Here is a 20,306-nt window from a genome sequence, read left to right as displayed (position 1 = left end):
TCACGGTTAGCGGCTCGGCGCACCAGGATCCTTCCGCGGCCGGTGCGTGCCGAACCAGCGGCCTCGGCGCGAGAACTCGAGTGCGTGCGCGGTCAACCTTCCAGCAGCAGTGTGACCGGTCCGTCATTCACCAGCTCGACGTGCATATGCGCGCCGAACCGCCCGGTCGCGACGGTGGCGCCGAGTTCACGGAGCGCTTGTGTGAACGCCTCGACGAGCGGCTGAGCGACGGGACCCGGCGCGGCCGCGTTCCAGGACGGCCTGCGGCCCTTGGCGGTGTCGGCGTAGAGAGTGAACTGACTGACCACCAGGATCGGCGCGGCCAGGTCGGCCGCGGAACGTTCACCATCGAGGATGCGTAGCCGCCACGCCTTGTCGGCCAGGGTTTTCGCGGTCGCCTCGGTGTCCCCGTTGGTGGCGCCGACCAGCGCGAGCAGGCCGTGCGGCACCCCCGACGCGGCCGGGTCGATGCGTCCGACGATCTCGTCGTCGACGCGCACCTGGGCCGAGGTCACTCGCTGCAGCAGCACTCGCACAGCCATTGATCATGCCGTGCCTGCCGGCGGGGCGAACGGTGGGTGGTCAATAGCGCTGGCTACCACAGGGAACGGGGACGAACGTCATTTGCCAGATCGATCAGTGCGTAGCGATGCAGTCGATTCGTGGTGCTCCGCGCGACCGCACGCAGCGTCGATTCCAGTCCGCCGCGCAGGCCGGACTCGTTGTAGCGGAAGCCGAGGATGGTGGCCCGCGATTCCGGCCGCCCACCTCTGCTCAGCCAGGTCAGCGCGGCGGTCAAGACGATTACCTGCAACTGCATCAGACGCGGGTCATCCGGTAGCGCGTGCAGGTGCGCCGCCGCCGCGTCGAGGTCGGTTTGGGTCAGCTCGGTCACCGGCCGGGTGACCAGCAGCAGGCACGCGGTCATCTGTGCGGCGTTGTGATGCCGCGACGAATCAGGCACCTGCCGCAGCGTGGCGACCGCGGTGAAAACGTCGCCGTCGACGGCAAGCCTGCGCGCCAGACCGAACGCCGCGCTCGCCACCCCGCGGGTGTTGCGCCACACAGACCGGTAGTACTCGGTCGACGCGCGGCGCCACCGGTTCGGCTCGTCGGCGTTCGTCTGTAGCAGGAGTTCGGCGGTCGCGGCCAGCGCCAGCAGCGGCGCGATCTCGCCGGGGACCATCGAGTGGACGCGGTCGAACTGCTCGTAGGCCTGGGCGTAGTCGGCGCAGGACAGGTCCGCGATGCCGGTGTACCAATCGATCCGCCAGTCTGCGGCGTAGTCGGGCAGCAACCGCGCGAGGTGCTCCCGTGCCTGCTCGACGTCGCCGAGGTCGAGGTGCGCCCGGACCGCGGTCAACGTGCCTTCCAGATCGAAGGTTTCGGGTGTGCCGATGGCGCCCGCGCTCATGTCGGCGGTGCTCTGCCGCAGCGTGTCCAGGGTCTGCCGGGGATCACCGTGCAGCAGGGGCGACAGCAGTTCCGCGCTCGGATCCTCGCTGTCGATCAGCGGGACCGGCAGTGCGGCAGCGACACTCGGCGGGTCGAGGATAGGCACCTGATGCACACCCTCGATGACTCCTTCGGTCTGCCGAATCAACGTATCGATGCCGAAATCGCCGCGCAGCGAGCCGAATACGGCGGAGGTCTGCGGGTATTCCCGGTTCGTGTCCTCGGCGAGGACGGTACGGAGCACCCCGGCCAGTTGGCGGTACATCGCGTAGGCGGAGGGGAAACGCTGGGTCGGATCGGTGTCGGTCGCGCGCAACAGCAGCCGCTCGAAGGCGGGATAGCGGCGCAGCACCGGCTCCTCATCGGCGGTCGGGATGCCGGGGAGTTTCGGGCCGCGTGGTTCCGTCGGCATATCCAGGGTCAACGTGGCCAAGGTGCGGCCGACCGTGTGGATATCGGATGCCACCGTCGGTCCGGTGCTGGTGAATTCAGGTGCCTGATAGCCGAGGGTGCCGTAGAGACTGCCGCCGGATTCCCTGGCCGCCACCGCGCCGAGGTCGATGAGTTTGACCTCGTCCTCGGTGACCATGATGTTGTCGGGTTTCAGATCGTTGTAGGCCAGGCCGAACGAATGCAGGTAGTCCAGCGCGGGCAACACCTCCATCACATAGGCGATGGCCTCGGCGACCGGAATACGTTCGGGCGCGTGCAGATCGAGCATTGCTTTCAGCGATTGCCCGCCGACGTACTCCATCACGATGTACCCGCACGGAATTCCGTCCGCCGATCGGTGTTTGACGAAGTTGAATATCTTCACGATCCCCGGGTGCGCCATTTCCGACAGGAACTGACGTTCGGCCAGCGCTACCACGTGGGCCTCGAAATCGAGGGGGTTCTGCAGTCCTTTCAGGACTACCCAGCGGTCGCTGACATTGCGATCGCGGGCGAGAAATATCCAGCCCATCCCGCCGTACGCGAGGCAGCCCTGCACCTCGTATTGGTCAGCCACCAGGTCACCGGGTGCCAACAGCGGCCGGAAGTTGAACGGTGATCCGCAATGCGGGCATTTGCCCGCCGAGGCGACAGCTCCGTTGTCTGCCGAGCGGCCGACGGGCTTCTGGCATTTCCAGCAGAAGCGTTTGTCTTCGGGCACTTCGGGATTGCGCAGTATCGCGGTGGCCGGGTCGACCTGAGACACCCGGGGGAGGTCGACCAATCCGGCGCTGAGCCGGCGAACGCTCGGCCGGGATCGAACGCTGCGCTCCGAGCCGAGGTCGGCTGACGGCTCGATCGGGTCGTCCTGATCGGGCTGCCACGGACTGGTTTCGGTGGGCGATGCGCGTCGGGTGGCCCAGGGATAGGAGGCCCGGTACGTCACTTCCGCGAGATCCTCGGTGAGTGTGGTCGATGGAGCGGCAGGGCGAAGGTCGTCGGAGCCACTGGAGTGTTCCGGCATGCGACCCTCTCAGCACAACGCGTACAACATCGGGCCGATCCCGCACCACTGCGCCGCAACGGTGGACAACCGTTGCCGCGCAGCGGGCGGGTCAGATCGGCCTTAGCGCGATTCTGCCTCATTGTCCGTTGCGGTGTTGTTGCTTGCGCGGGATATTTCGGCGATACGCGGGTCGCGATGTTCCATCGGACGCTCGGCGACCACGGGGAACGCGCCGGTGTAACCTTCGCGTAACCCGGCGAGATGCATGACCCGGCCGCGCGCGAAGAACCAGCCGAGGATCATGGCCGGAACCATGATCACGCCCATCGCGATGACCGCGCCACGCTGTACCTCGCTGTTGCTGAACAGCATGAGCAGCACCACCGCGGCCAGGAAGATCAGCGTCGCGATGCTCGTGTACGGCGCGCCGATCAGCCGGAACGAGGGACGCTCCATCCGGCCTTCCTTCGACCAGCGCCACAGCTTGAGCTGGCAGACCACGATCGCCGCCCACGCCGTAATGGTGCCCAGTGCCGACATGTTCAGCACGATCTCGAAGGCCTTGTCCGGGACAAGGGCGTTGAGCCCGACACCGATCAGCGCGACCGCGCCGGTCGCGAGGATGCCCACGTAGGGCACACCCCGTTTGGACATCAGTCCCGCCATCGCGGGGGCACTGCCGTTCATCGACATCGACCGCAGGATGCGCCCGGTCGAGTACAGCCCGGCGTTGAGGCTGGAGAACGCTGCGGTCAGCACGACCAGGTTCATGATCGTGCCCGCGCCGCCGACACCGATCTTGGAGAAGAAGGTGACAAACGGGCTCTCGCCGGACTTGAAAGCGGTGTAGGGCAACAGCAGCGAGAGCAGCACCAGCGAACCGACGTAGAACAACGCGATACGCGCGATCACCGAGTTGATGGCCCTCGGCATGATCTTTTCCGGGTTCTCCGCCTCACCGGCGGCGGTACCGATCAATTCCACCGCGGCGTAGGCGAAGATGACGCCGGTGGTGCACAGCACGATCGGGACGATGCCGTTGGGGAGCAGGCCGCCGTGATCGCTGATCACGCTGATCCCGGTGTTCTTGCCTTCGATCTGGTGCCGGCCCGCGAGGAAGATGGTGCCCACGATGAGGAAGCCGACCAGCGCGACGACCTTGATCAGTGCGGCCCAGAATTCCATCTCGCCGAACCAGCGCACCGACACCATGTTGATGGCGACCACGATGGCCAAGGCGACGAACGCGATCACCCACTGCGGGATGACATGCATGCTGCCCCAATAGTGGACATAGGTGGCGATAGCCGTGATGTCGACGATGCCGGTCATACACCAGTGGAAGAAGTACATCCAGCCGACGCCGAACGCCAGCTTCTCGCCGTAGAACTCGCGAGCGTAGGAGACGAACGAGCCCGACGACGGCCGGTGCAGGATCAGCTCACCCAGCGCCCGCAGGATGAAGAACACGAAGACGCCGCACACGGCATACGCCACGAAAAGCCCTGCCCCGGCGTCTTTTAGCCGACCGCCCGCGCCTAGGAAAAGCCCGGTGCCGATCGCGCCACCGATGGCGATCATCTGCAGTTGGCGTGGGCGCAGCGCCTTGTGGTAGCCCGCATCCTCGGCATGCAGGGCCCGTGCGGCCGGCTCCTGCGCCTCTGAGGGAGTTCGAACGATGGTCATGCCAGGCCTTTCATGTGACGGCAGTCATATCGCTCAGTAACGTACCGCTGTTTAACGGCACGTTCAATAGATGTACATGATTGTCATCTCATGAAACTCGATCGTCATGCCGACTCGGCTCACCTCGGACCAGCGATCAACGCGGTTACGGTGTGGTTTCCTTGAGGTATGGCAGCAGGTACGGAGTTTACGATCGACGAGCTGGCGCGAGAGGCCGGCACGACCGTGCGGAGCCTGCGCGTCTATCACGAGCGCGGCGTGCTGCCGCCGCCGCAGGTGAAGGGGCGCACCGGTTTCTACGGGTCCGATCATCTCAACCGGGTACGCACCATCGGCCGGTTGCTGGATCGTGGCATCAAGCTGAACGGCATCAGGGAACTGCTCGAGGCCTGGGACCGTGGCGACGACCTCGGCGACATCCTCGGTGTTCCCGAGCCGGAGGATCTCGCGCACCCCGGCGTTGCGGCCGAGCTCGGTGCGCCGAGTGAACCTGGTGTGACCCACACGGTCAGTGAAAAGGTTGTTGCCGCAACGGAACTCGCGGATCGATACCGTGATGTTCCGCACGGTCTCGCCCGGGTTGTCGCGACCGGGATGTATGAGCCGCTCGATGCCGCCACCTACGTCGTCGCCGACTATCAGCTCGTGCGGATCGCCGAGCAATTGGCGGCGGCGGGGGCGTCGTCGGCCCAGGTGCTCGACGAGGTCGAGCGGTTGCGGGGCGATTGCGACCGCATCGCCCGCCGCGTCGTCGACGCGTTCGAGCGGACCGCCTGGCAGTCGTTCCAGCAGTCGGGGCGCACGCCGGCGGATCGGGCCGTGCTCGCCGAGCGAGTCGCTGCCGCCCGGGTCGTGCCTGGTCAGGCGGCCGGCGAGCTGGTCAACCGTTTCGTCGCGTGGTACCTCGAACGCGATATCGCGGATCTGGCCGACGAGTTGCCCGGTCAATAGGGCTGGCCGTTGCCGGTAGGTAGGACTCCCATCTTGGAACTTGCCGCTAGACAGCGGCACGTTGATTGATGTAACATCGAAGTCGGGATCTGGGGGCATGCACAAAGCGACGCCAATCTGCGCATGCCCCCGGAACCTGGCAACCGGGCTCGAGTAGCCGCCCGACGACTCCCGCAACGCATCACGCCGACGTAGCTGATGCCGTATGCGGTTGAGATTCCCGCCGACGGCATGGCACTACCATTCGTTCGGATGGCGCGCGCCGCCGTAGCTAGCTCGGTGGCGGTGTGTTTGCCACCCAACTCTGTCGCCGCAACGCTCTGTCTCCCAACGCTTCAGCGATCTTTGCCGTGGATGCGTACGGCCCCGGCTCGTGACACGGTCCGGTGAGCTGCGGACGGCCCGTGCGATTCGACGCCTGACCTCGGCGTCTTCCGTCATCGGAGTCGACTTCATCCGAGCACCGAACATCAAGGCGCGTAGCACATTTCGCGGAGTGGACGACTAGGTGTACCCAGTTGTTACCTGTAACTGTCGCGGCACTTTCCGTTCATGTGCGAGCAACAGGGGAGTTGCTATCGGGTGTCATCGTCGGATGCGTACGAGCTGATGTGGGTGCGGGGCGACCGCACAGACGCGGAGGGAACGCGGTGGCGGAGAAAATCCAGTACGACTCGGATCTGTTCTTCAAGGCAGCCAAGAAGACCGGCGACGCACGCGACCGAATCAACACGGTGCTGCACACCCTGCAGGCGTCGCTCAACGCGCGCGGAAACCCTTGGGGCAACGACACACTCGGCCGCAACTTCGCGAAGGGGCCGGACGGCACGGGTGGCTACACCTCCTCGCGAGACAACATGATCACCGGCGCGCAGAACATCGCGGGCTCCCTCGGCAACTTCTCCACCGGGCAGACCAAGAGCGCCGAGCTGCTCGAAAAGATGGAACACGGCAACCGCGACGGTTTCTCCTGACCGACGGCCTGCGGCCCGGTCGCCCCGCGAGCCGCTGATATCGGAATAGTCGAACATGATCGAACTGCCGGGCTTCCTCGAGTGGCTCGAGCCGATTGTCGGCATGGAGTGGCCCGAGGGCAACGAAGACCAGATGTGGGCCCTCGCCCAGGACTGGCATACCGCCGCCGCCGATCTGCGCACCATCCTCGGCGATATCGACGCCGCGAAGAGCGCCTCGCTGACCGCCTATCCCGCCGGCGAGGGCGTCGAGGAAATGATCAAGGGCTTCGACAGCATGCGTTCCGGCGACGGTTCGGATAAGGACCAGTCGCTGAACAAGCTGGCCGAGCTCTTCGACCAGATCGGCGAATCCGCCAACGGCGTCGGCACCGAGATCGAGTACGCCAAGCTGATGTACTGGTCCTCGCTCGGCATGCTGGCGGGCGAACTCGCTGCGGCGTGGTTGTTTCCGCCGACCGCGCCCGCGGTCGAGGCGGCCGCGATCGGGCTCACCCGGCTGGCCGTGCGCATCATCGGTGAGCGGGTCGTCTCCGCGATCATCCGGCACGCGGGCAAACTCGTCGCGTCGAAGCTGGCGAAGTTCCTGCTGCGGCATGTGGCGATCGATACGGTGCTCGGCACGCTGCAGGAACTCGGCGTGCAACAGTGGCAGGTCGAGCACGGCCACCGCACCGCGATCAACTGGGACCAGGTCGCGGTCACCGCGGTGAGCTCGGCCGCGGGCGGCGCCGCGGCGGGCCCGTTCGGCGACTGGCTCGGCCACCGGCTGAGCTCGGAGATGAAGCCGTGGATGCGAGCCGCGATCACCGGCCCCGCCGCCGGTCTGATGGGAGCCGGTGCGGGCTTCGTCGCCGCGACGGGCACGCAATTCGGGATCGACGCCGCACGCAACGGCTGGGGCGACGCGTGGAACAACCTGAAGAACACCCAGGTCGATTGGCGGATGTTCACTGCGGGTGCGTCGAACGGCGCGATGTCCGGCCTGAACAAGGTTGGCGCGCAGCACGCTTGGGGAAACATGCGGCCGGCCCTTTTCAGCAGGCCCGGATTCGGGGCTCGTTTCGACGACGTTTTCAATGGCTCCGGCGGTGACGGGGCGAATTCGAGTGACGGTACCCGCGTCGGGCTGCGGCCGGATGGCGCCGGAGTGCCCGCCGGTGCGGGGGATGGCAGTGGTCGGGGCACGACCGGAGATGGCGGCGCGACCAGGCCCGCCGGAGCTGGGGATGCCGAGGGCAACGGTCGCGCCGGGGGAGATGACAACGCTCGGCAGCACGGCGCGGACGCAGCCGACGGCCGGAATTCGGGGGATGACACAGGTTCTGGCGATAGGCGGGCACCCGGTGACGGACGGGGTTCAGGCGAGACCAATGGTTCTGGTGACGGCCGGGATTCAGGCGAGACCAATGGTTCTGGAGATGGTCGGGCTTCGGGTGACGGCCGGAATTCAGGTGATACCAACGGATCCGGCGATACCCGTGGATCGAGTGACGGCGAGGGTAGGACTTCGGGCGACGCCGGAAGTCGATCGGGCGACGCGGCGAGCACCGGGAGGGACGGGGATTCGACGCCGTCTCATTCCGACGGAGACCGGCCTATCCGGACTGGCGACGGCAGTACTCGACCAGTCGACGGTGCCGCCCCGAGGCCCGACAACGCTGCAGCGCACGGCGATTCGGGGGATTCCGCAACCCAGCGAGCAGGCGTAGCGCCGAATGCGGTGCACGGCAACGGTTCCGACGGCCGGATCGACGCCACACCGACTGGCCATGATCCGGGTTCGGTGCACAACGGCGATGCTGGAATCGGCGCCACCGCGGCTATCCACACAACGCCTGCCACCAACCCAGGCGCTGCTCCCGCCCATCCAACATCGGCCAACCCGACGACAGGTAGCGAAAGCCGCAGCAACCCAGCATCATCCGGCCCACCTCGCCCTGCCTCCGGAGAGGCGCGCGCGCATGCCGCTTCGGACGTGCCGCGCGCCGAGCAACCGCGGGCCGGAACTCCAGACGGCCGACCGGCGGGCGAGGGGCGCCCGCCCGCCGATCGTCCGCGCGCGAGCGACGGCAGCGGCGACGGTACCGCGCCGCGGACCAGGCCCGAGCCGAACCGCAGCGGCGTAGCTGACACGTCGCCGCACGGCACCGACCGTCAGTCCACCCTGCAGTCGGGCTCGACCGGTGAGCCTGCTCCGCGCGCACGGGGCGAGGCGGATGCTTCGGCGGCACCCACTGATGGTCCGCAGACTCGACATGAGGGCGACGGTCCGTCGCCACCCGACGCAGCAGGCATGCTGCCGCTGGCCCCGGTAACCGGCGCGGACGCGCCACGCGCGGATCGCACCGCGCACCCGGATCCTGTCGCAGGCGCGGACGACGATCACACCGCCGCGCGACCGGATCCGTCCGACACCGAACAGCCGCGAGACTGCGCGATTCGCAGTCTCGAACTGATCCGCCAGGTCACCGGCAGCGACGTGATCGACGTGCCGACCCGAGAAATCGGCCCGGATGGCGTCTCCCAGGGGGAAATCGAGCAGGCCGCCAAGGCACCGTTGCGAGATGTCGAGAACCACAATGAGATTCGCGACGCGCTGATGTATGAGACCAAGCCGGACGGGAGCTTCGTGCTCGACGCCGACGGCAATCGGATCGAGCGCCCTGACGGCGTGGCCGCGCTGGTCGTCGACGTGTACGGCAAGACCGACGAACACAACGTCGGCGCGCACGCCTATGTGCTGCTCAAGGAGAACGGCGGGATCGTGGTGCACGATCCGGCCGCAGGCCTGCGCCACGACTTCCCGCCGATCCTGCCCGGCGCCGACTATCCGGTTCAGGCCACCCGCACAATCCTGTTCGACGAGAACGGAGTTCCGCACCAGCACGGGGACGGCGGGGTGCCGCCGAGGGAATCGGCATTGCGCAATGTCGATGTCGGACAACGGCCGCTCGGCGACCCCGTCGAGCCTGCGTCGGGGTCGGACGGCGGCGGAAAGAAGCCACCCAGCGAACTACCGCCGCCAGCCGCACCCGACGATCCCGGTCACGAGTCGAACTCGAACCGTGACAACGACTCCGGCGTGCCCGAGGTTCTGGAACCGGACGAGGTGGTGCTGGCCGACGACACCCATCCGCTCACCCTCGACGTCGACGGCGAGCAGGTACCGCTGGCCCTGCATCCGGACGGCGAGGATCGTTGGCGTGCGGTGCCCGCCAACGATGGGGAACCACCTGCGCGGCACGAGGGTTCGACCGAGGTCGAGAAGAGGTCGCCGGTTCGCCGTGCGTGGGAACGCATTCGAGACCGGATCTACGTTCGCGGCTACGAAGGGGACAACCCCAAGTATCCGTCGGGCTCGGGCGAGGACGGCCGCGGGCAGACGGCGCTGCGCGATGGGGTGGCCAACGCGCCTCATCTGCTCGATCCGGCGCCCGCCCCCACGCCACACGTGCCGCAGTCGCCGGACGTCCCGCACGTCGGGCCCGCCCCGGATTCGGCGGACAAGGCGCCCAACGTCGCTCGCATCCTGAAAGAGGGCGCGACGATCTGGAAGAACCGCGAACACCTGCCGATCCTTGGCCAGTTGTCGGGACGGACTCCCGATGTCGCGGGCGATTTCGTGGCTCCGCGCACCGCGGACGGCGAGGAGTACCGCTTCTGGGTCAGCGACGCGGATCCGGATCTGGTTCGGGAGACCATCACCGATCTCTTCGAGGTCGAGCAGATTTCGGCGGAGGAGGCCAGGGCTGTCCTGGAAGACGCGCTCTCCGTGTCCGATCCGGAGCAGCGGCAGCGGATCGTCGACGACATGGAGCGGCTGGGGCTGGTCTCTGAGGACGAGGCGAGGGTGCTCGAACAGGAGCCACCTGAGCACCCGGAGCCGACGCCAGAGCCGGATGGTCCACCGCCCGAGCACGAGTCGCTCTCGGAACTGGCCGACCGGCTCGGCTTCGACCTGCCCGATGAGGATCCGGCGTCGGTGCGCCGGGTCATCGACGAGCAGGAGTACCGCGCGCTGCGCGAGGCCGCAGCGATCGAAGGCCTCGCCGACGCGCACCAGCGATTCAACGAGGAGCAGACCCGCCCGTACACCAAAGAGGATGTGGCGGGCCAGGATTCCCGGCCCGCACTCGATGACGGCGAGCAGCGGAATCGGCCGCCCGGTGAACTCGAAAGGCCCGACGCGCGCAGGCACGACGAGGACGACGACAGCTTCTTCCTCGATGACGACGAGTTCGATTACGACGATTACGACCGTCCTGCCCGGCGCGGTGAGCCCGACCCGGCCGGGGTGCCGATCCCGTACTCCGACGAGGTCAGCTTCTTCGACGAAAACCCGATGGGCCGCTTCCTCAAAGAGATCAACGCGGCCTTCGAGGGTGCGCCGGGTGTGCAGCAGTACACGCCGGTCGGCAACGGCGCGGACCCACTGAAAGAGTGGGGTGATATCGGGCCGGACGACAACGAACTCGGCCGCGACCAGGGACCGCGCGCATACTTCGAGCACGCGCTGCGCCGGGACCAGCTGCGTGACGAATTGTCCACCTGGGCACAGATGTTCGGGCTGGACATCGACACGGTGACCACGCAGCGGATCGATGAGCTGCGGGCCGCGAATCAGGCGCGGGCCGACCGCGTCGCCGAATTCGCCGATGCCGCCGAGATTCGGTTGCATCCCGAATCCGACGATCAGCCGCCGATCGGTGAACCGTTCGGCGACCAGGTGATCCGGATCCCGGTCGGCGAGGACGTGCCCGATCGGCTCGTGGTCATCGATGGGCCGCAGGACCGCGCCGCGGCGCTGGCCCGCGTGCTCGCCGACAACCCGGATCTCGCGCATGCGGTGAACCGAGGCGACGTCGAGGTCGATTACCACAAGGCGCGCACGGATCGGAACGGACGTATCCATCTCGAACCGGTGGAGACGCCCGACGTCTATCACCATCGAGAGACCATCGACGGCCGCGATCTCGCGGTAACGCTGTTGCGCGACAGCGACGGTCAATGGCGGCCGGTCGTGCTCGACAACGCCGAAGCGCCGCACGCCGGCCTGTCGGCGGCGGACGCCCCGGGAGCACCGCCGCGGCCGCGTGCCGAAGTCCTCGCGGACCTGGTCGATCTGGCGCAGACCCTCGGGCTGCCGCCGGAGGCGCTGCATCCGGACCGGTTGGCGCAGACAATCGCGGATATGAAGCTGGACAACGCCGTTCGGGCCGGCCAGATCGAGGCGCTGGCCGACTTCTCCCGCTCGATGAACGATATCGAGTCGTTCAACGACATCGGTGACGCGCGCAGCCAGCTGGCCACCCGCCTCGGCATTCCCGAGGCGGAGTTGACGCCGCAGCGGCTAGCCGACGCACTCACCGACGACTCGTTCCGAAACGCGTTGCGCGCACAGCAGGTCGGTGACCTCGTCGCGTACGCCAAACAACTGCGCGATCTCGATCCCGCCGCCTTCGCCGCCGCGCGCGACCAACTGGCGCAGCGACTCGGCGTCGAACCATCAGAGCTGTTCCCGCCGAAGTACCACAAGAACGACGCGGGCAGGCTCGTGCACGGGCTCGACTCGAACAGCCTGGACCCGAAGAAGTTACGCAAGCTGTTCGCGCGGTTGGAGCGCGGCGGCGAGCAGGACCTGTTGAAGAGCGCGCTCACCGAGTACACAGACGCGTTGATCACAATCGATCCGTATTCCGATGTGCCGCGCGGTGATCTGTCCGCCGACCCTCGGGTGACCGGCGAGCCGCCGATCCACGATCCCGAGGCGATCCACGCGCTGCGCGACATCATCAGCGACGCACTCCGTTCCGGAGACGCGCTCGACTTCGGGCAGACCCTCGCGGACCACCCCGGGCGCCCCGACGGCGACGGCACCTGGGATCGCGACAGCGACGCCGAGACCGGCCGACCCGACCCCAACCGGGACTGGGCCCGGCTCGTCGGCGTCGATCTGGCCGGAGCCGACGACGCGACCTTCCGCAAGGTGTACGAGGCGTACCGGGACGGCAAGATCGAAAAACACGAGGGCCTGAGCCCCAAGGAACTAGCCGCGGAAATCGCGAAGATGCGTGATGAGGTTCGACAGCGCGCGGCCCAGATCCGCGACCTGGCCGACCTGGCCGACCAGTTCTACCGTGCGCCGGAGCAGCTGCCCGCGAGTGACCAGCCCGGACAGCCCGGCGACGGACATACTTCGCCCAAGCTGGATGGGCCCGACGAGGAGGGCCCCGCCGCCACTCCAACCCCCATCGACCCGGCACCGCGTGGACCCGGATCGGACGGTGCCGAGCACCCGGCCGTCGAAGGTAACGGCCACCAGCCTGCGGAATCCACCGGCTCGCACGACCGGGTCGATACGGATAGCACTGTGCGGCAGCAAGAGTCGGACCGTACACCGAATAGTTCGGGTGACCCGACGAAGCCGCCGGAACCCAAAACCGAGGACCCACAATCCACTGAACCGCAAGCGCGCGAAGATCTGTCGGATGCGGATACACAGCCGGACCCGAGCTCGCGGATCGATCGGGCGTTGGCAAGTGAGCTGGCCGCACTCGATGAGTCGTATCAGCGCCATGCGGACGAGGCTGATGCCGAGTTGCAGCGGGTGCTCGATCATCTGGAGCAGGTCGGTCGTGATCTGACCGAGCCCCTCGTTGGGCACGATGTTGTGCCGGAGTCGGATTCGGTGGAGCCGCGTTCGCGGATCGATGAGGCGTTGGCGCGCGAGTTGGCGAAGGTGGATGAGGCCTATCGCCGACATGCCGATGAGGCTGACGCCGAGTTGCAGCGGGTGCTCGATCACCTAGAGCAAGTCAGTCGTGAATTGGCTGACCAGCTCGATGGGCATGATGCTGTGTCGGAGTCGGATTCGGTGGAGCCGCGTTCGCGTATCGACCAAGCGTTGGCGCGTGAGCTCGCCGCGCTCGATGAGTCGTATCAGCGTCATGCGGACGAGGCCGACGCTGAGTCGCAGCGCGCGCTCGATCATCTCGAGCGGATCCGTCGTGATCTGGCCGGGCAGTTGAACACGCATGGTGTTGTGTCGGAGTCGGATTCGGTGGAGCCGCGTTCGCGGATCGATGAGGCGTTGGCGCGTGAGTTGGCGAAGGTGGATGAGGCTTACCGGCGTCATTCCGAGTCGGCCGATGCCTCGCTGCGCCGGGCGCTCGAACATCTCGAGCAGATTCGTGACGATCTCGCGGCGCAGAGTGAACACCAGCGACTGATGGCGGATCTCGACGAGGCGCATCGCGAGATGACCGCCAAGTTCGACGAACTCGACCGCCGCCACTCCGACGGACCGGACGAAGAACCACCGACCACCGCAGTGCTCCCGCAAGATCCGCCATCGCGCCCGCCGGGATCTGCGAACCAAGACTCGCCGTCACGTCGGCCAGGGGCAACAGATGGGTCGACGCCGAGGTCGGAGAACGGTACGGGTGGCTTGCGCGCGAGTCGTGGAGATGGTGGTGAACCGCCGGAACCCGGTACTGGCCAGCGGGATTCGCGGCCGCCGCAGTTGCCCGGTAGGGCACTGAGGTCGCACATTCCGCATCCGCCGAGGGACTATGAATTCGAGTTCCCCGCGCCGGTAGACATCACGCCGAAACCATGGCCGGTACCGGACCCGCAACCTCCGACAGTCCCGCCGGAGCCCCCGAAGGTTCCTCCGCAGCCGCAGCCGCAGCCGCAGCCGCAGCCGCAGCCGCAGCCGCAGCCGCAGCCGCAGCCGCAGCCGCAGCCGCAGCCGCAGCCGCAGCCGCAGCCGGAACCTCCGCGCCCACCGGTGCCTCCGCACGTCCCGGAGCCGCCGCCCCCGCCGGTGCCACCAATGCCGCCTGCCCCGACCTTCCCTCCGAATCCGCCTGTGCCCCCGCAGCTCCCGGAACCATCGCAGCTGCCCGTGCCACCGGAGCTACCGGTGCCACCGCAGCTGCCCGTGCTACCGGTGCCACCGAACCTGCCGGTGCCGCCACCATTACCGCCGACACCGCCACCTCCGCCGCTACCGCCTGTGCCTCCTGCCCCGCCGAATCCCCCTGCCCCGACCTTCCCTCCGAATCCGCCTGTGCCCCCGCAGCTCCCGCAACCACCGCAGCTGCCTATGCCGCCTGCCCCGCCGAACTTGCCCGTGCCACCGGAGCTTCCGGTGCCACCACGATGGCCACCGCATCCGCCGATCCCCTCCCCAGGCGGACCTGTACCACCCGGGCTACCTGGACCGCCGAATCCGCCACCAGGCGGGCCGATTCCGTCGGGCGATCCGTCCGGGTCATCGATGCCGCCGTGGACTCCCATGCCTCCGCCACCGATGGGCGGCGGGCCACAGGCGGGCGGCAAGGGTGGCCGCAACGACGGCAACGGTCACAACAGACGGTCCTACCCCCGCGAAACCAGCAGTGACACAACAATTGTCGTCCGCCCATACGTCGGCTACGGCGTATTCGCCGAGTTCGACCCGATCACCGGCGCACTGCGAGCGACGCCCGCCGGCCCGAGTCAACTCGGCGGTGTCTACGGCGACCTCGGTGATGCCCCGGTGGTGCTCTACCGCCACTACGGCAAGCTGGGGTTGCGCGCCGGCGACCGCGATATCGATCTCGATGGCCCGGTCTCGGTCGACTGGTATCCCTACGATCAGCGCAACACCAGATTCGTGGTCAGCGTCGCGGGCGTCCCCGCCTTCGACGTCATCTACCGGTCCCTGCCCACCGAGATGGATCTCGGGCTCCTGGTCCGTGACGTTCTCATCGATCCGTCCCGCCGCGCCACCATCTTCGCCTGACCGGCACCCGGCATGCGAAGGTCCTGTGCCACAGAACAGCAGATAGTCGACACTTTTGTGCACTGTGCCAGGTAGCTGCGGCCGTTATTGCCAGGGCCGGGTGGGGTTGGGTTCAATCTGTAGATGATCAATGGTGATCCGGTGTCCCGGGCCAGTCGCGGCGTGATTTTCGCGTTGCATTCCACCTTGCGGCCACTCGGCGCCCGGTTGCCCGCCAACCGGGTGGGAGTCGCCGGCGCTCGGCTCGGCTTGGCCGTCGCCTGCCGGATCTGGTTCGATCGCACGCTGCCGACTACGCCGGTCGATGTCGCCGGGCCGCGCGGCCGGGCCATGGGGGAGTGGGTCGGCGCGGTGCCGCGACCGGGTCGATCGCTCATCTATTACCTGCACGGCAGCGGCTACGTCGGTTGTAGCCCGGCCACCCATCGAGGCCTGGTGTCCGAGCTGGCGCGGCGACTAGATCGTTCCGCGTTCACGCTGCGCTACCGGCGCGCCCCCGAGCATCGATTCCCCGCGGCACACGACGACGTGCTGAACGGCTATCTCTGGCTGCTCGAACAGGGGCACGCCGCGCAAGACATTGTGCTCATGGGCGATTCGGCGGGTGGCCACATGGCGCTGGGCCTGTGCGTGCAGTTGCGCGAGCTCGGCCTGCCGCAGCCCAAGGCGCTGGTCGGCTTCTCGGCACTGGTCGATTCGACCTGGACGCTGGCCGACGCCCGCCGCGCCGACGTGGACGAGGCATTCATGTCCTTCGGCCTGGCCACCCGGATGACCGGCCTGTACACCGGCACAACCCATTTCGACGACCCACGCCTGAACGTGGCCGCCCACGTCGGCGCCGACCTGCCGCCGATGCTGCTGCAGGCAGGCGGCAGCGAGATGCTCAGCGCCGACGCCGAACACTACGGCGCCGCGCAACGCGCCGCGGGCGGCCGGTGCGACGTAAAGCTGTGGCCAGGCATGTTCCACGTTTTCCAGGTGGGCCACCGGTTCCTACCTGAGGCCCGCGCCGCCCTGGACAGCGTCGAGCGGTTCGTCGCCGAGATCGAGCGTGCGCAGGCCGAGCGAGGTCCGCTATCGGCCTAGTCGCCTGCGGGGGCATATCTGGCGATCTGCTCCGGACGACTGCCGCGATTGTTGTGCGGGTAACCCGGTTGTGGCACAGTCGATCGCCAAGAAACGATGCGGTCCGGCAGCGAGTACTAGGGTGATTCCATGACCGAATGGCGTGCGTTGTCCGACGACGAAATCGTCGAGCTGGCCGGTCGGCTGCGCTCAGCGAAATGGCCTTGCCCGCTGGACGACATCCCGGAGTTGGCCGCGACGTTCGGCTGGAAAGTGGAGTCGTCGCGGCCGGAGTGGATCAGGCTCGATTCCGGGTTCGGTCGGGCCAGCGGCATGGTCGAAGCCGATGACGGCACGGCTGTCGAGCTCACGTTGCAGGTCACCGATTTCGCCGACAAGGATGAGGCGGGGCGAGCGCAGACGCTCGACACGTTCGTCCGGATGGCCAACGCGCTGACCGGCGGACTCGGCGAACCGACGGCCCGCATCCCCGGTGAGTCCGCTGAGGTTCGTTGGGCGGGTGCCGAAGCGACCATCGTCCTCTCGGATCTGGACATCACGGTGCAGTTGGCGCTGATTGCCAACTCGCGGCTCGCCGCGCACGATCGAACCATCGATCTGCAGGAACAGGGCCTGATTTGACCGGGTGGGAGCAGTTCGCGGACGGGTTGGCCCACCACCTCGCGCAGCTGCCGACGGGCGCGGTGGTGAAAATCATCGAGTCCGATGAGTCGGCCGATGTCCCGCGGTATGCGCAGTTCCTCCAGACCGACAGCAAGCTGATCGCCGAAGTCGTCGGTGACGAATGGCTCGCCCCGGAGCTTGCCGCCGGTGCGGCGGGCAGCCGACTGCTTGCCGACGCAGGCTGGCAGCAGCCAGACGAAGACCACAGCGGCAATTGGTGGCACGACTCGACCTGGCCGATCGACTCGGCGGGCTACCGCCGACTCGCATCGATGGTGGTGACCGGACTGCGCGACGCGTTCCAGATCGCCGATCCGTCCACGCTCCACTACGAGGCATGGAACGGCAATGCGGGCAACCGCAAGCTGGACCTGCCGGAACTCGGACTGCCGTCGCAGAGCTGACGAGGGCCCTTCTTCAACAGCGCTTTCCGCGCCGTCGCGCCGCCCTGACATTCGCCACTCGTCGCGCTGCGGGCTGTGCCAGGATGGGACGCGGGCGGCTACCTCTTCGGAACGGCCCCCGTTTCGGTGCGCAGATTGAGGAGATTTCCGCGACGTGACCAGTCCAGACGACCAGGCTCCGGACCCAAGGCCGCGCGACGAGTCGGCCCCGGACCACGAGCGACCCGGCGACGAAACGACCGCCGCACAAATAGCTTTCATGAAGCGGTTCCTGGTTTCGACCGACGAGCAAGCCGGCGTCGACGAGCAGATTGACGGCGAACCCGGTGGCGTCGACGACCAGGAACCCGACGTCGGCTTCACCCTCGCAGGCGCGCTGGCCGCCCCGCCGCCGGTCGAGGATCCGGCCGAGCGCGCGACGGCGATCAGTCATCAGATCGTCAGGGAGCTGGCGTCCGACGGTCCGGCGGGCTGGCAGCGGTTGGAGGCGGTCTTCGCGGTGACCGTCGCGGCCGAGGTGGCGCTGGCCGTTTTCACCGACGACGAGGACCGCATGGCGCGGGCGTATCCGACAGAGGAGGTGCTGGCGCTGGTCCGTCAGCATCGGCACGTGTCGGCGCAGCTCAGCGACGGGCCGTGGTGGCGCTACCTCATGACGCTGACCAGCAGCGGTCAGGTCGAGGTCGATTACGACTACGGCGATGAGCCGTTCCCGGACGAACAACTCTTCGCACCGGAGATCTATCGTGCCGACCTCGAGATGTATCCGCGGCAGCAGCTGCCGGTGTGGCTGGCGGCTTACATCGGCCACGCCGATCGGCAGTCGCGCACGCCGCAAGAGGCCGCGGTCCAGGCGCGGGCCGATCGGGACGCGGGCAGGCGCGGAGTACTGGCGGCAACCGACTTCCCGGCGTTGCCGCTGCTGGCGGCCCGCTGGGCGGTGATCGCCGCGGGGTTCGTCGCGGCCGGATCGCCACTGGGACCGCGCGTGCTACCCGCCTTGAGCTGGTTCGAAGGTTCCAAGCGCAGTGGCTCCACGTTGTACTCGGTGCCGGGCGGCCGGGCTGTGCTGTCCGGCGGAGTATGGAACGCACCAGAATTGGACGCGGTCTACAACCGCGATGTGCCGATGCCCGATTTCTACGCGGGCGCTCCGGAGTGGGTGGCCAATCCGGTGCTGAATTCGCGTGCGGCCAGTGGCCTGCTGTCGTTCTGCTACTGGTGGGAGGGCGGCAACTGGTATCGCGGTAACTCGCCGATCGCCGACGAACTCAGCGACGCGGTGCCCGGCATGTGGTCGCCGGATTCCGTGGTCGACATCGTGTCCGGCCTGATCGCGGAATCGCCGAGCCCGCGCCAGCGACAATCCGTCGCGAATCTGGTGTCCGCCGCGGAGATCGGCGTGGTCACCCGGTCCACCCTCGTCGACGTCTTCGGCGAAGACGGCTCCTTCGACATCGACGGCGCCCTCTATCAGCTCACCATGGCCGGCGTGACGATGACGGTGCCGGAGCCGATGCCGCAGGAGGACGCGATCGCCAGGGTGCGGCAGTTCATCCTGGACAGCGATATGGACACCTCCCGGTATCCGGTGGACGGCCTGCGCGCGGATCGGATCAGCGTGGGGTGGATGGTGTACGTGCCGACCGCGCCGGGTGAGATCGCGATCGGCCGGGCGCTGTTCTATATCGCCGACGACGGCGTGCTGGAACAGTCGTCGTCCTCGGTGGCGCCGTCGCTCTACATCGCCGAGTTCGAGCAGCGATTCCAGCGGCGACATGGCCAGGTAGACGCCTGATCGCGTCGGCAAAAGGACCCCGATGCCCCCAGGACTGGGGTGCTCGGTTCGAGTGGTCCACCAGTACTGTTGGTGTTACGGTTTATTGACTGACGGCGGAGATCGGGTGAACTGATCATGAACTCCGCCAATGATTTCAGGATCGAGCCGGGGGTTGGCTTCCCTCGCACTGCGGGAAAGGGTGCCTTGTGGCGGACGAGAAATTCGAGTTCCACCCGGACGATTTCCGTACTGCCGCGGGCAAGACCGCCCATGTCGGCGACCGGGTGACCGACGTGGTAAACAACTTGACCTCGACGCTTTCCGGTCGCGGTGCCCCATGGGGCGACGACAAGATGGGCAATCAGTTCGCGAACGGCCCCGGTGGCAGCGACGGCTACCTGTCTTCGAAGAAGAACCTCGTCGACGGCACCACCGGTATGGCAGGCACCTTCAAGGACGTGGCCGCCAACCAGCGCAAGGTTGCCGACCAGTTGCAGCACGACCTCGACAAGCGCAATGGCGAAAGCTTCGATAAGTGAGTAAGGGCCGGTAGCCGTGGCACACGATTTTTCTCGGGGAGACGTCGCGGACCTGATGGAAGAGGTGCAATCGCAGCTTCATTCCATCGCGCGATTGCAGCAACAACGCGTTGCGCTAGTCGGCAAGGCGACGGTGCGCGGTGGCCGGGTGACCGTCGTGGTCAATGCGGACGGTGCCGTTATCGAAACCAAGTTCGGTCGCGGCATCGAGGATTTGGAATACGCGGAATTGGCGCGTGCCGTTACCCAGGCGGCGCAAGAGGCCATCGCGGATGTGCGCCGCCAATCGCAGGAGCTGCTGGCCCCTTTCCAGGAGGAGCGGGCGCGCTTGCCGAAACTGTCGGATCTGGTCGAGGGTATGCCGGACCTGAGCGACCAGCTGCCCGCGCAGACGTACGCGTCGCTGAGTAAACCCGATTCGTTGGAGCGGACTGTCACTGCCAAAACCGACAGCGCCGCCATGACATTCGACAATGTCGAGTCGCTCGACAATGTGAAGTCCCGGGAGCGTGGGGTCACCGATTCCGGTTGGTGAT

The 20,306-nt window shown here is 67.3% G+C and carries 12 protein-coding genes; 9 read left to right on the top strand and 3 right to left on the bottom strand.

The features are described 5' to 3' along the window. Positions 1–92: 92 nt before the first annotated feature. The 3 genes from dtd to ACIBCN_RS33075 form a co-directional block, all read right to left on the bottom strand. Positions 93–536 (bottom strand): D-aminoacyl-tRNA deacylase, encoded by a 444-nt coding sequence (gene dtd, locus ACIBCN_RS33085; RefSeq protein WP_396995732.1) that lies wholly within the window; start codon positions 534–536, stop codon positions 93–95. A gap of 59 nt (positions 537–595) precedes the next feature. Continuing rightward, positions 596–2,911, bottom strand: coding sequence for a tetratricopeptide repeat protein (locus tag ACIBCN_RS33080; protein ID WP_396995636.1), 2,316 nt, complete (start codon positions 2,909–2,911; stop codon positions 596–598). A gap of 102 nt (positions 2,912–3,013) precedes the next feature. Further along, positions 3,014–4,579: an amino acid permease gene (locus ACIBCN_RS33075; protein WP_396995635.1), complete on the bottom strand. Its 1,566-nt coding sequence runs from the start codon at positions 4,577–4,579 to the stop codon at positions 3,014–3,016. 168 nt (positions 4,580–4,747) lie between these two features. Between ACIBCN_RS33075 and ACIBCN_RS33070 the strand changes: the two genes are divergently transcribed. The 9 genes from ACIBCN_RS33070 to ACIBCN_RS33030 all read left to right on the top strand — a co-directional run bounded on the left by ACIBCN_RS33070 (position 4,748) and on the right by ACIBCN_RS33030 (position 20,305). After that, on the top strand, positions 4,748–5,530 hold the full coding sequence (locus ACIBCN_RS33070; RefSeq protein ID WP_396995634.1) for a MerR family transcriptional regulator: 783 nt from the start codon (positions 4,748–4,750) through the stop codon (positions 5,528–5,530). 650 nt (positions 5,531–6,180) lie between these two features. Beyond that, positions 6,181–6,504, top strand: a complete 324-nt coding sequence (locus tag ACIBCN_RS33065; RefSeq protein ID WP_396995633.1) for a hypothetical protein — start codon at positions 6,181–6,183, stop codon at positions 6,502–6,504. A 55-nt stretch (positions 6,505–6,559) separates the two neighbouring features. Beyond that, a complete protein-coding gene (locus tag ACIBCN_RS33060) occupies positions 6,560–15,295 on the top strand; it encodes a hypothetical protein (RefSeq protein WP_396995632.1) in 8,736 nt (2,911 codons plus the stop codon). Positions 15,296–15,418: 123 nt separating this feature from the next. Continuing rightward, positions 15,419–16,384, top strand: coding sequence for an alpha/beta hydrolase (locus ACIBCN_RS33055; RefSeq protein WP_396995631.1), 966 nt, complete (start codon positions 15,419–15,421; stop codon positions 16,382–16,384). A 129-nt stretch (positions 16,385–16,513) separates the two neighbouring features. Beyond that, complete coding sequence (locus tag ACIBCN_RS33050; RefSeq protein ID WP_396995630.1) at positions 16,514–17,005, top strand: DUF6301 family protein; 492 nt, start codon at positions 16,514–16,516, stop codon at positions 17,003–17,005. Further along, a complete protein-coding gene (locus ACIBCN_RS33045) occupies positions 17,002–17,451 on the top strand; it encodes a TY-Chap domain-containing protein (RefSeq protein WP_396995629.1) in 450 nt (149 codons plus the stop codon). Before ACIBCN_RS33050 ends, ACIBCN_RS33045 begins: the two co-directional genes overlap by 4 nt. Positions 17,452–17,605: 154 nt before the next feature. Next, positions 17,606–19,249 carry a hypothetical protein gene (locus tag ACIBCN_RS33040; RefSeq protein WP_396995628.1) on the top strand — a complete coding sequence of 548 codons (1,644 nt, stop codon included), beginning with the start codon at positions 17,606–17,608 and terminating at the stop codon, positions 19,247–19,249. A gap of 188 nt (positions 19,250–19,437) precedes the next feature. After that, positions 19,438–19,770 (top strand): hypothetical protein, encoded by a 333-nt coding sequence (locus tag ACIBCN_RS33035; RefSeq protein ID WP_396995627.1) that lies wholly within the window; start codon positions 19,438–19,440, stop codon positions 19,768–19,770. A gap of 55 nt (positions 19,771–19,825) precedes the next feature. Continuing rightward, positions 19,826–20,305 (top strand): YbaB/EbfC family nucleoid-associated protein, encoded by a 480-nt coding sequence (locus tag ACIBCN_RS33030; protein WP_396995626.1) that lies wholly within the window; start codon positions 19,826–19,828, stop codon positions 20,303–20,305. Position 20,306 lies beyond the last annotated feature (1 nt).

This window comes from Nocardia sp. NPDC051052 (genome assembly GCF_044456045.1).
GTDB lineage: Bacteria > Actinomycetota > Actinomycetes > Mycobacteriales > Mycobacteriaceae > Nocardia.
This window is presented reverse-complemented; position numbering and strand designations above follow the sequence as displayed.